This window comes from Pseudomonas sp. MWU12-2345, from assembly GCF_023242385.1.
In the GTDB taxonomy this organism is placed as follows: Bacteria; Pseudomonadota; Gammaproteobacteria; order Pseudomonadales; family Pseudomonadaceae; genus Aquipseudomonas; species Aquipseudomonas gingeri_D.
In genome coordinates this window covers 25,090-37,696 of sequence record NZ_JALLJA010000015.1, presented here as the reverse complement: position 1 = coordinate 37,696, position 12,607 = coordinate 25,090, and the positions used below count along the sequence as shown (strand labels likewise).

Here is a 12,607-nt window from a genome sequence, read left to right as displayed (position 1 = left end):
CGGCTCCTGCCAACGTGCTAGACCGCCAGGGACTGCAATGTGATGCTGCCAATCGTCGGCTCGGTGCCCGGATTTGGCTCACCGATGGGCACCAGGGTCACCGTGGGCGCGGCCTCCAGTCCCCCTGCGGCGAGCAGCCCGTGTATGCGCTCGCCGACCAGGAAGCTCACACGCGTGGAGGAGGCATGATGCCCGCCATGCATGCCCTGCATACCCACCCCGAACATACTGATGCCGCCCACCAGATACTCCGGTGTCGGCGCGGCCCCGGCCGGCAACCCCAGATAGACCAGGTAGTTGTTGCCTGGCTCTCCGTTCGCGTCGATGGCATCGAACGACAAGGCGTAGACACTGTTGGAAGGCAGCGCCTTGAGCTGCGCACCAAAGGATTGCTTGAGCGCATTGACGGCGACGGGCACCTGCAAGGCCACGCTGGTGGCCTTTCCACCCAAGGCGATCGCCTTGGCCGTGGCGCCAGGTGCGACACTCTCGGCACGCAGCTGGAAGTTTTTCTGAGCGGAGGGAAACGGCAGGCTGCCCTTGGGACGCTCGGCATACTCCGCATAAACGTAGGGATAGGCCAGGGTCGTCGTGTCGAGCACTTCCGACACCTTGACCTTGATGCCCTTGCCCGCCCCATCGGCAAAGACCCAGGTCTCGTTCAGGAAGGCACTGTCATTGGGGTTCTTTCCGCCGCTCTTGTTCCAACTGGCCCAGATACGGTCGATATTGGCATGGTGCAGCCAGAAAATCGGATCGTTCGCCGCCCAAGGGACCTGGCCCATGCCTTTCTGATTGCCGACATCGCCATGCAGGGCGCCGTGGGGGTTGCCATTGATGTTGGAACAGAACCCCGCCACCGTACCCTTGTCAGCATAGTTGGGCCATTTCATGCAGGACAAGTCGAGCGGGTTACCCGCATCGACCACGGGTTTACCCGCATTCGACCCTGGGTTGCGATCGGGACGATACAGGGGCCCCCAGACGGGGTCCTTCTCCAGCAGAAACTGCTTGGGCATGACACTGTAGTTGTTGCCGCTGGCGCTGTAGGGACCGGTATAGTCCCAGTACGGCAGTGTGAAATCGGGCCGGCCCGAAACAGCGCGGATAATCTGCTCGAAATACAACACATACATACGGTGCCACGGCAGAAAGGCATTGGAATTGACACCCTTGCTGGCGTGGGGCTCGCAGGTCCACCACATGGCCTTCGCCAACTCCTTGTTCGGACTGCTACCGGGGCCGTACATCTTCTCGATGGTCTCCGCCTTGGGTCGATCGCCGGGCATGGCATGGGTGTACCACTGGAAGGTCCAGGACAGCGGATCCCTGGGATCCTTGGCCATCATCTTCTTCACGGCATCGGCATAAATCGCCAACATCTTCTGCCCTTCCTGGGACAGCACGTTGTAACGCACCAGGGTCTTGCCTGGGGCCGCCCAGGCGTTTTTCATAAGACCGAACGGCAGCATCGCCATCCCACCGCCCACCAGCCCTGCTTTCAGCACCTTCCTTCGACTGACAGTCATATTCACTCCTTGAGCCGTACGAATTGATCTCCACAATCAACAGCACGCTCAGAGTAGCAGCGAAGGGGTTTTCCTCCAGAAAAGTGGGAACCTTTACATCAGTCAGATGTCATGATGATCGAAATATGCTCGACCCGCGGCGAATAGCCCGGCTCTTCGGGGCGCACAGGAATGAAGGTCAAGGTAGGCGGCTGCGTCAACCGCCCGGCATCGCGCAAGCGGACCAGCGCCTGGTCGAGCAGAAAGCTGAGCCGTTTGGGATTCTCGGCCACGTAGCGGTCGGGGGTGTCGTAAAAATTCAGCCCCCCCAGGTAGCCGGGATCATCAACGCCGGGAATGCTGTCCCGCGGCAAATCAAGGTAGAGATGATAGGCGACCGCCGGCGCCTCGGCCGCCCAGATACCGGACAAGGCCAGGACCAACGGCCCTCGCCCCATCCAGGACGCCAACCCTTGATCAGTGGGCATCGATGCCTGCAATTCGACCTGCGTCCTTCCGACGCCGAGTTCGACCGGCTGCACAACATCATAGAGCATATCGTCCGCCCAAGCCGTAGAAGACAACGCGAGGATCACGCCAAACAACAGGCTGAAACGCCACATACCCACCTTCCAAAACAGAGCGTTTTTTTACATCCGCTGCTCTTTACTATGGCACCCCCATGCCCGCGCAACGATCTGGCAGCCCAACGGTCGTGTGCCCGTGCAGGCCCATCAGCCCCGGTAACGCAACACCACTGCCCTGAAACTGCCGAACAACGAATGGCCGGCCACCAGGATCCGCCCATCGTCCTGCACCGCCAGGCTGGTGACAGTGTCCAGGCTGTGGCCCAGGCTCGTACGCACCCAGCCGCGCCCACCGGCGAAGTCCCGGTCCAGTTGGCCGTCGGCCAGGTAACGCGCCAGTACAAAGTCCGAGCCAAAGCCCATCAGCGTCGAGCCCGCCACCAGAATCGATCCGTCGGCCTGGACCACGAGGTCGGCCCAAAGACTGCCCGGGGTATCGAGCTCAAGCATCGCCGCATCCGCATCATTAAAACCGGAGTCCATGCCGCCGTGGGCGCTGAACCCCTGCAAGGCACCGCGCATGGGATTGAAACGGTTGCCGACACAGAGCAGTCGCCCTTCATTGCCAGCCGCCAGGTTTGTTACCAGGGAGCTGGCCCCGGCAAAGCCGAACGAGAGAAACCCCAGGTCGCCAAAGTCATGATCGAGACGACCGTCGGCCTCGTAGCGCACCATCAGTCCCAACTGGGGAAAGCCCACCGAGCCACCCACCAGGATCTTGCCGTCGGCCTGGACCCGGACGCAGCTCAGCCAGGAGTTCATCAACAAATGCCGCACCACGACAAACCCCCGCCCGTTGAACGCCGGGTCCAGGGTGCCGTCGGGCTGAAGACGGATCAATAATCCGACATAGTCGGCGAAGGTGTAGGTGTGGTTGGCGATCAGCAGGATCTTGCCGTCCTCCTGCACCACGCCCGCGCAGGCCTCGACGCCCGGCAGCCCGGGTGGTAACCAGCCGTCCCGCGGGCCCTCGGCGAGGCCGCCGGGCAAGCGCAGCACTTTCACGCCCTGGTCGCCGAAGGTCGGATCCAGGCGTCCATCGGCGTCAAACCGCACCACGCCCGGCAAGGTATGCTCGTCGTCCAGGTAGTGCAGGCCGAACAGCAGGATGCGTCCATCGGCGAGCAACTGCACGCTACTGGCCATGGCCTCGATACCGGCTTGGAAGCTACCGCAGACAAAACCGCCGTCACCGAAGGAAGCGTCCGGCGCACCATCCTCATGCAGGCGGGCCAGACCAAAACGGCAACCGTCGGCAAAACCCACTTTGAGTGCCACCAGGACCTTGCCATCGGCACAGGCCACTACGTCATTGGCCAGGCTCGACAGACAACCGGGGAACTGCAACCTGACCGTACCCGACTGCCCAAACGTCGAATCCGCTTCGCCCGCCGGGCCAAGTCGATAGCCTCGCAGTTCCTCCAGTATCATGAGCGGGTCCTCCCTGGGAGTGGCGCCCTTCCATACCGTGCCGGCAGGTGGGGCTGCCGGCTATTCAATCGTTCATCGCCGCGCCCCACAACTGTCAGAAATGACAGTTCTACCGCTTTTCCGAGCCAGAACACTGACTTTGCAGCCCTTTTTCATTCCCCCGGGCATCCGAAACACTTTCAGGCCAAGAACAGGGTTGGCAGATGACGGTTGATCGACAGGTTTTTCGACGCAATCCCCCGCCAGGCACCACCCGCTATTCCATCGAAGTCTTGACCATGGCCAACTCGGGATGACTGACCAATTTGTCGATATGCAGCTCCGGGTCTTCCAGCCAGGTTTCCGTCAGGACCCGATAATGCTCCATGTCGCGGCAACGCATGCGCAGGCTGTAGTCGAACGCACCGCTGATCAAGTGACACTCCAGCACCTGAGGGCAGTCTCGGGTCTTGGCCTCGAAGGCCTTCTGCGCCGCCCGCCCGCTCTGGTTCGACAACGCCACCAGCACCAGCAGCGACAACCCCGCCGAGAGTTTCTTCTCGTCGATAATCGCCCCATAGCCGCGGATCACACCCAACTGCTCCAGCTTGCGCACCCGTTCCAGGCAAGGTCGGGGGGTCAGGTGCACACGTTCGGAGAGCTTCTGGTAGGTGATACGCCCATCGTGGCGCAGCACCTCGATAATTGCCTGGTCGATACGATCCAGAATGATCGACAGGTCACGAACATCCGCCATAAATGGCTTGCCTCACTTCAAACGGTCAGAGAGAAACGCTTGCAGTCGTCTGCTTTGCGCGGGGTCCTGCATCCGCGCATTGTACGGCCTTGTTCGCGTTGAAGCCCAGGCACGACTAAGGTCTAGGGGCGGCATCTGCACACCGAATCGATCCAGGCAAAAACGCAGATTCGACCTGCGAATATTCGGGTTGTACACGGCAAATTTGCACTGCTACGATCGGGTATCGTTCGCCCGCCGAACACATCAAAAAAGACAATAAAAGCAGGGAGTTAGCAATGACTGCTCGGGTTTCATCCTCCGCCACCCCGGACCTCGACACCACCGGCGCCGATGTCCTGGCCGACGTGCGCAACCATATCGGTCACCTGACCCTCAACCGCCCCGCCGGCCTCAACGCCCTGACCCTGGACATGATCCGCGCCCTGCAGCAGCAGCTCGACGCCTGGGCCCACGACCCCGAGGTGAACGCGGTGGTCTTGCGCGGTGCCGGTGAGCGGGCCTTCTGCGCCGGTGGCGATATCCGTTCGCTGTATGACAGCTACCAGAGCGGCGGGCGCCTGCACGAAGATTTCTTCGTCGAGGAGTACGCCCTGGACCTGGCGATCCACCGCTACCGCAAACCGGTGCTGGCGCTGATGGACGGCTTTGTCCTCGGTGGCGGCATGGGCCTGGTACAAGGCGCCGACCTGCGGGTGGTCACCGAGCGCAGTCGCCTGGCCATGCCGGAAGTCGCCATCGGCTATTTCCCGGATGTCGGCGGCAGTCATTTCCTGCCGCGCATTCCCGGCGAACTGGGCATCTACCTGGGGGTCGCCGGCGTACAGATCCGCGCCGCCGACGCCCTCTACTGCGACCTGGCCGACTGGTACCTGACCAGCGACAAACTGGCCCAACTGGACGAACGCCTCGACCGCTTGCAGTGGCACGAAACACCGCTCAAGGACCTCCAGGGCCTGCTGGCCAAACTCGCCGTGCAAACCCTGCCCGATGCGCCGCTCGACGCGTTGCGCCCGGCCATCGACCACTTCTTCGCCCTGCCGGATGTCCCGAGCATGGTTGAGCAACTGCGCGAAGTGACCGTCGCCGACAGCCATGAATGGGCTCGGGAAACCGCCGACCTGCTGGAGAGCCGCTCGCCCCTGGCCATGGCCGTCACCCTGGAAATGCTCCGCCGTGGCCGCCACCTGAGCCTGGAGGACTGTTTCGCCCTGGAACTGCACCTGGATCGCCAGTGGTTCGACCGTGGCGACCTGATGGAAGGCGTGCGCGCCCTGCTGATCGACAAGGACAAGTCCCCGCGCTGGAACCCACCGACCTTGCGCGAACTGGATGCCGAACAGGTCGCCAGCTTTTTCCATGGCCTCGACACGAGCGGGAACTGAAGCATGCACGATATCGAACTGAGCGAAGAACAAGTGATGATCCGCGACATGGCCCGGGACTTCGCCCGCGGCGAGATCGCGCCCCATGCCCAGGCCTGGGAAAAGGCCGGCTGGATCGATGACGGCCTGGTCGCCAAGATGGGCGAGTTGGGCCTGCTGGGCATGGTGGTGCCCGAGGAATGGGGCGGCACCTATGTCGACTACGTGGCCTACGCCCTGGCCGTGGAAGAAATTTCCGCCGGTGACGGTGCCACCGGCGCCCTGATGAGCATTCACAACTCGGTCGGCTGCGGGCCGGTCCTCAACTACGGCAGCCAGGCCCAGAAAGAAACCTGGCTGGAACGCCTCGCCACCGGCCAGGCCATCGGCTGCTTCTGCCTCACCGAACCCCAGGCCGGCTCCGAGGCCCACAACCTGCGGACCCGGGCCGAACTGAAGGACGGCGAGTGGGTGATCAATGGCGCCAAGCAGTTTGTCAGCAACGGCAAGCGCGCCGAGCTGGCGATTGTATTTGCCGTCACTGATCCTGAGTTGGGCAAGAAGGGCCTTTCAGCGTTTCTGGTGCCCACCGATACGCCGGGTTTTATCGTCGACCGTACCGAACACAAGATGGGCATCCGCGCCTCCGATACCTGCGCGGTGACCCTCAACCAATGCCGCGTGCCTGAAGCCAACCTGCTGGGCGAACGCGGCAAGGGCCTGGCCATTGCCCTGTCGAACCTGGAAGGCGGTCGTATCGGTATCGCCGCCCAGGCACTGGGCATCGCCCGGGCAGCGTTCGAAGCGGCGCTGGCCTATGCCCGGGAACGGGTGCAGTTCGACAAGCCGATTATCGAGCACCAGAGCATCGCCAACCTGCTGGCCGACATGCACACCCGGATCAATGCCTCACGCCTGCTGATCCTGCACGCGGCGCGCCTGCGCAGTGCCGGGCGGCCGTGTTTGTCGGAGGCTTCACAGGCCAAGCTGTTTGCCTCGGAAATGGCCGAGAAGGTCTGCTCCTCGGCCATGCAGATTCATGGTGGCTATGGCTACCTGGAAGATTATCCGGTGGAGCGCTATTACCGCGATGCGCGGATCACGCAGATCTATGAAGGATCGAGCGAGATTCAGCGGATGCTGATCGCGCGGGAACTGAAGCACTACCTGGTGTAACTGCAGAGCACGGCCTTATGGCGAGCGGGCAAGCCCGCTCGCCACACTCACCCACCCTACCCAATCATCCTGCGACTCAACTGTCCTTGAACTGCGCCTCACGCTTGGCGATAAACGCCGCCATGCCTTCCTTCTGATCCTGGGTGGCGAACGCCGCGTGGAATACCCGGCGCTCGAAACGCACACCTTCCGACAGGCTGACCTCGAAGGCGCGGTTGACGCTTTCCTTGACCATCATGCTGATCGGCACCGATTTGCTGGCAATCAGTGCCGCGACCTTCAGCGCTTCCTCAAGCAGTTCATCGGTCGGCACGATCCGCGCCACGATCCCGCAACGCTCGGCTTCCACCGCATCGATAAAGCGCCCGGTCAGGCACATGTCCATGGCCTTGGCCTTGCCCACCGCGCGGGTCAGGCGCTGGGTACCGCCCATGCCCGGCAGCACGCCGAGGTTGATTTCCGGCTGGCCGAACTTGGCGTTGTCAGCGGCCAGGATAAAGTCGCACATCAGGGCCAGCTCGCAACCGCCGCCCAGGGCAAAACCGGACACCGCGGCGATAATCGGCTTGCGCCGGTTGGCCACCCGGTCGCTGTCGCTGAACAGGTCGTCGAGGTAGATCTGCGGGTAGGTCAGCTCGGCCATTTCCTTGATATCGGCACCCGCCGCAAAGGCTTTTTTCGAGCCGGTCAGGACGATGCAACCGATGTTCGGATCGGCTTCCAGGGTGTCCAGCGCCTGGTTCAGCTCGCTGACGATCTGCGCGTTCAGGGCGTTGAGCGCCTGGGGGCGGTTCAGGGTAATCAGGCCGACACGGTCCTTGATGTCCAGCAGAATGGTTTCATAACTCATCGATAGATTCCTTGATCACAGGTTGCGCGAAATGACCATGCGCTGAATGTCACTGGTGCCTTCGTAAATCTGGCAGACCCGCACGTCGCGGTAGATCCGCTCCAACGGGAAGTCGCTCAAATAGCCATAGCCCCCCAGGGTTTGCAAGGCTTGGGAGCAGACCTTCTCGGCCATTTCCGACGCGAACAGCTTGGCCATGGAGGCCTCCACCAGCGCCGGCTTGCCACTGTCACGCAGGGCGGCGGCGTAATGCACCATCTGCCGGGCCACGGCGATCTGGGTGGCCATGTCAGCCAGGCGGAACGCCACGGCCTGGTGCTCGATCAGCGCCTTGCCGAAGCTTTCCCGCTCGCGGGCATAGTCGCGGGCGGCCTCGAAGGCAGCCCGGGCCATGCCCACCGATTGCGCGGCGATACCGACCCGGCCACCTTCCAGGTTGGCCAGGGCGATACGGTAACCCTCGCCCTCCTCGCCCAAGCGGTTGGCCACGGGCACCTTCACGTCTTCGAAAAGGATCTGGCAGGTGTCGGAGGCATGCTGGCCGAGCTTGTCCTCGACCCGGGCGACGATATAGCCCGGCGAGTCGGTGGGCACGATAAAGGCACTGATACCACGCTTGCCCGCGGCCGGATCGGTCACGGCAAAGACAATAACCACCCCGGCGTTCTGCCCGGAGGTGATGAACTGCTTGCAGCCGTTGAGCACGTAATGGTCGCCTTCAAGCCTGGCACGGGTCTTCAGGCCGCTGGCATCGGAGCCCGCTTGCGGCTCGGTCAGGGCGAAGGCACCGAGCATGGCACCGCTGGCCAGTGGTGGCAGGAAACGGGCTTTCTGTTCCTCGGTGCCGAACTTGAGGATCGGCACGCAGCCGACCGAATTGTGCACGCTCATGATGGTCGAGCAGGCACCGTCGCCGGCGGCGATTTCTTCCAGGGCCATGGCATAGGCCAGGTAGCCGGTGTCGCAGCCGCCCCACTGCTCCGGGACCAGCATGCCGAAAAAGCCCAACCCGGCCATTTCGCCGATGGCGTCCTTCGGAAAGCGGTGCTCGCGGTCCCATTCGGCGGCGAAGGGTTTCAGGCGCTCCTGGGAAAAATCCCGGGCCGCTTCGGCGATCTGTTGTTGTTCATCGGTGGGTAGCATGGGAACTCCTAGTACAGGCACTCGACGGCCATGGCCGTGGCTTCACCGCCGCCGATGCAAATGGCCGCGACCCCGCGCTTCAGGCCGCTCTGGCGCAGGGCCGAGAGCAGGCTCACCAGAATCCGCGCGCCGGACGCACCGATCGGATGGCCCAGGGCACAGGCGCCGCCGTGGACGTTGACCTTGTCGTGGTGCAGTTCCAGCTTCTGCATGGTCACCAGGGTGACCACGGCGAAGGCTTCGTTGATTTCAAAGCGATCGACCTGATCCAGGGACCAGCCGGTTTTTTTCATCAACTTCTGAATGGCGCCTACTGGTGCCACCGGGAACAGCCCGGGGGTATCGGCGAACGCCGCATGCCCGCGAATCACAGCCAAGGGCGTGAGACCCCGTTTCTGCGCTTCGGACTGACGCATCAGCACCAACGCCGCCGCGCCGTCGGAAATCGAACTGGAGTTCGCCGCCGTGACCGTACCGCCCGGACGGAACGCCGGCTTCAGGCTGGCGATCTTGTCCAGCTTGGCCTTGGGCGGCTGTTCGTCGTCGCTGATCAGCCGCTGCTCCTTGCCCACGGTAACCGTCAGCGGCACGATTTCCGCGCGGAAACGGCCCTCGCTGATCGCGGCTTGCGCACGGGTCAGTGAGGCCACGGCAAAGGCGTCCTGGGTTTCACGGCTGAAACCGTGGGTCTCGGCGCAGTCCTCGGCGAAGGTGCCCATCAGGCGACCCTTGTCGTAGGCATCTTCCAGGCCGTCGAGGAACATATGGTCGAGCACCTGGCCGTGGCCCATGCGGTAGCCGCTACGGGCACGGTCCAGCAGGTACGGCGCGTTGGACATGCTTTCCATGCCGCCGGCCACCACCACCTCGGCGCTGCCGGCCACCAGCATGTCGTGGGCGAGGATGGTCGCCTCCATGCCGGAACCGCACATCTTGTTCAGGGTGGTGCAGCGGGTCGACTTGTCCAGCCCGGCGCCGAGGGCCGCCTGGCGAGCCGGAGCCTGGCCGAGACCGGCGGACAGCACGCAGCCGAACAGCACGTGCTCGACTTCGTCCGACGCCAGTTCCGCGCGCTCGACGGCGGCACGGATCGCGGCGGCGCCCAGTTGCGGCGCGCTGAGGCTTTTCAGGTCGCCCTGGAAGCCGCCCATGGGGGTGCGTACGGCACTGACGATAACAATGGGATCGTTGCTGGTCATGATCGTTTCTCCTATTTCGCGGCCATGCGCAAGGCACCGTCGAGACGGATCACCTCGCCATTGAGCATGCTGTTTTCAATGATATGCCGTACCAGTGCGGCGTACTCGCCGGGCTTGCCCAGGCGCGGCGGGAACGGCACGCCGGCCGCGAGCGAAGCGCGGACTTCCGGGGTCATGCCGGCCATCATCGGGGTTTCGAAAATGCCTGGGGCGATGGTCATGACGCGGATGCCGAAACGTGCCAGTTCACGGGCCGCCGGCAGGGTCAGGCTGACAATGGCGCCCTTGGACGCGGCGTAGGCGGCTTGACCGATCTGGCCGTCATAGGCGGCGGCGGAGGCAGTATTGATGATCACCCCGCGCTCGCCGTCGGCATTCGCCTCGGTTTCGGCAATGGCCGCGGCAGCCAGGCGCAGCAGGTTGAAGCTGCCGATCAGGTTGACATTGATCACCTGGCTGAAGCTTTCCAGCAGGTGCGGGCCGTTCTTGCCGAGGATCTTCTCGCCGCGCACGATACCGGCGCAGTTGACCAGGCCATGCAAGCCGCCGAAAGCCTCGACCGCAGCCTGCACCGCCGCCTGGGTCTGGGCTTCCTGGGTGATGTCCGCGACCACGCTACGGGCTTGCGCGCCGAGCTTTTTTGCCTGGGCGGCGACGGCCTCGGCATTGAGGTCCACCAGCATCACCCTGGCGCCGGCGGCCACCAGCATTTCAGCGGTGGCCGCACCGAGGCCGGAAGCCCCGCCGCTGACCATGAAAGCCTTGTCTTGAATGTCCATTGCAGTGTCCTTCGTTAAAACCGTAAATAAGCTCTCCTGTGGGAGCCGGCTTGCCGGCGATGAGGCCCGTAAGCCCTGCATCGCCTGTCCGGCCGCCATCGCTGGCAAGCCAGCTCCCACAAGGGGTTCTTGTATTCAGGTCGCGGCCTGGGCCTTGGCAATTTCCTGATTGCGCAAGATAAAACGCTGCAACTTGCCGCTCGGGGTCTTGGGCAGCTCGTCGACGAATTCGATTTCCCGTGGATAGGCATGGGCCGCCAGGCGCTTGCGCACATGCAGGCGCAACTCCTCGGCCAGTTGCGGCTCGGCACGGTAGCGCGCACTGAGCACGACAAAGGCCTTCACCACCTCGGTGCGCTCCGGGCAAGGCTTGCCGACCACCGCCGCCTCCACCACCGCCGGGTGCTCCACCAGGGCGCTTTCGACATCGAACGGGCCGACCCGATAGCCCGAAGTGGTAATCACATCATCGCTACGCCCGACAAAGCTGATGCTGCCGTCCGGATTCAGTTCCACGGTGTCACCGCTGAGGTAGTACTGGCCAACGAAAGCCTTGGTCTCGAACCCCTGGTAGCCGTTGAACCAGAACATCGGCGACTGGGAACGATCCAGCGCGAGAATCCCCGGCTGCCCGACATCCAACTCGCGCTGCTGCTCGTCCAGCACCACGATGCGATGCCCGGGCGACGCGAACCCCGCCGAGCCGATATGCACCGGGTGCTCAAGGCCGTGGTGATTGCACAGCACCATGCCCATTTCGGTCTGGCCGTAATGGTCGAGAATGGTCACCCCCAGATTATCGGCGAACCAGCGGATCACCTCCGGGTTCAGCGGCTCGCCGGCGCTGCTGACCACCCGCAGGCGGCCCTTGACCTTGCTGGCGAACGCTTCGCCGGCGGCAATCAGCAACCGGTAGGCGGTAGGTGATCCGGTGAGGTTGGTGATGCCGTATTTCTCGATGATCCGGCAGGTGCTTTCCACCGTGAACGGGCCATCGTAGAAGGTGATCGGATGACCCATGCCCAGGGGCCCGGTGATGCCGAAATACAGGCCGTAGGCCCAACCCGGATCGGCGACATTCCAGAACGCATCTTCAGGACGCAGGCCGACCGCATCGCGGGTGTAGTTCTGGAAGGCGATGATCGCCTTGAGCGGCACCTCCAGGGGTTTCGCCGGGCCGGTGGTGCCCGAGGTGAACATCAGCAGAAATGGGTCTTCGCCGGTGAGCAGCACCGGTTCGCAGTAAGCCGGGTAGTTGTCCAGTTCGGCCCAGAAGCTGAAATCACCACGCACGATGCCCTGCCCCTTGGGGCCGCCGACCGTGACAATGGCCGGGCAATCGGCGACTTCGCTGAGTTTGTCGCGGTTGGCAGCGTCGGTAACCACCAGCTTGGCCCCGGAGCCGCCCAGGCGGTGCTCGATGGACTTGGGGCCAAAAGCGGTAAACAGCGGCTGGTAGACGGCGCCGATGCGCCAGGTGGCGAACAGCGTGATCAGGAGTTCGACATTGCGCGGCAACAGCGCGGCAACCTTGTCGCCACGTCGCACGCCCTGGGTCAGCAGGAAATTGGCGAAACACGCGGCCTTGTCCTGTAATTCACTGAACGTGTAGATCGCACTGCTGCCGTCGCGGCCTTCCCAGAACAGCGCGATGCGCCCTGGCAAGGCATACCGGTCGCAGCATTCGACACAGGCGTTGAGCGCCGTCAAAGTCCCTTTCAGGCCCGCTTGGGCCGCTTGCTGATAATCGAAGTCCGCAGTGGCAGTCTGATAGTCGCGCATGTCCAGAATCTCTCGGTCTTGTTATTGGAAGGAACCGTAGAAAAATCCTGGA

General features: G+C 63.3%; 11 protein-coding genes. 2 read left to right on the top strand and 9 right to left on the bottom strand.

All coding sequences use genetic code 11. From position 1 onward, the window contains the following. Nucleotides 1–17 precede the first annotated feature (17 nt). The 4 genes from M5C71_RS24700 to M5C71_RS24685 all read right to left on the bottom strand — a co-directional run bounded on the left by M5C71_RS24700 (nt 18) and on the right by M5C71_RS24685 (nt 4,262). Nucleotides 18–1,529, bottom strand: coding sequence for a tyrosinase family protein (locus tag M5C71_RS24700; protein ID WP_103495337.1), 1,512 nt, complete (start codon nt 1,527–1,529; stop codon nt 18–20). Between the two features lie 98 nt (nt 1,530–1,627). Continuing rightward, the gene (locus tag M5C71_RS24695) at nt 1,628–2,131 is read right to left on the bottom strand and encodes a hypothetical protein (protein WP_103495338.1); all 504 of its coding nucleotides are present in this window, start codon (nt 2,129–2,131) and stop codon (nt 1,628–1,630) included. Nucleotides 2,132–2,242: 111 nt separating this feature from the next. Next, a complete protein-coding gene (locus M5C71_RS24690; RefSeq protein WP_248768922.1) occupies nt 2,243–3,526 on the bottom strand; it encodes a hypothetical protein in 1,284 nt (427 codons plus the stop codon). Nucleotides 3,527–3,782: 256 nt separating this feature from the next. After that, nucleotides 3,783–4,262, bottom strand: a complete 480-nt coding sequence (locus tag M5C71_RS24685) for an Lrp/AsnC family transcriptional regulator (RefSeq protein WP_103494775.1) — start codon at nt 4,260–4,262, stop codon at nt 3,783–3,785. A 278-nt stretch (nt 4,263–4,540) separates the two neighbouring features. Between M5C71_RS24685 and M5C71_RS24680 the strand changes: the two genes are divergently transcribed. Together M5C71_RS24680 and M5C71_RS24675 are read left to right on the top strand one after the other, a co-directional pair. Beyond that, nucleotides 4,541–5,647: an enoyl-CoA hydratase/isomerase family protein gene (locus tag M5C71_RS24680; RefSeq protein ID WP_103494774.1), complete on the top strand. Its 1,107-nt coding sequence runs from the start codon at nt 4,541–4,543 to the stop codon at nt 5,645–5,647. A gap of 3 nt (nt 5,648–5,650) precedes the next feature. Continuing rightward, nucleotides 5,651–6,802: an acyl-CoA dehydrogenase family protein gene (locus M5C71_RS24675; protein ID WP_103494773.1), complete on the top strand. Its 1,152-nt coding sequence runs from the start codon at nt 5,651–5,653 to the stop codon at nt 6,800–6,802. A gap of 76 nt (nt 6,803–6,878) precedes the next feature. Here the strand turns inward: M5C71_RS24675 and M5C71_RS24670 are convergent, their stop codons facing one another. The 5 genes from M5C71_RS24670 to M5C71_RS24650 all read right to left on the bottom strand — a co-directional run bounded on the left by M5C71_RS24670 (nt 6,879) and on the right by M5C71_RS24650 (nt 12,555). Then, nucleotides 6,879–7,652, bottom strand: coding sequence for an enoyl-CoA hydratase (locus M5C71_RS24670; protein WP_248746988.1), 774 nt, complete (start codon nt 7,650–7,652; stop codon nt 6,879–6,881). Between the two features lie 15 nt (nt 7,653–7,667). Then, complete coding sequence (locus M5C71_RS24665) at nt 7,668–8,795, bottom strand: acyl-CoA dehydrogenase (protein ID WP_248768921.1); 1,128 nt, start codon at nt 8,793–8,795, stop codon at nt 7,668–7,670. 8 nt (nt 8,796–8,803) lie between these two features. After that, a complete protein-coding gene (locus M5C71_RS24660; protein ID WP_248768920.1) occupies nt 8,804–9,994 on the bottom strand; it encodes an acetyl-CoA C-acyltransferase in 1,191 nt (396 codons plus the stop codon). Between the two features lie 11 nt (nt 9,995–10,005). Continuing rightward, entirely contained in the window at nt 10,006–10,773 is a 768-nt protein-coding gene (locus M5C71_RS24655; protein ID WP_248768919.1) for an SDR family NAD(P)-dependent oxidoreductase, read from the bottom strand. 135 nt (nt 10,774–10,908) lie between these two features. Continuing rightward, the gene (locus tag M5C71_RS24650; RefSeq protein WP_248768918.1) at nt 10,909–12,555 is read right to left on the bottom strand and encodes an AMP-binding protein; all 1,647 of its coding nucleotides are present in this window, start codon (nt 12,553–12,555) and stop codon (nt 10,909–10,911) included. Nucleotides 12,556–12,607: the final 52 nt, after the last annotated feature.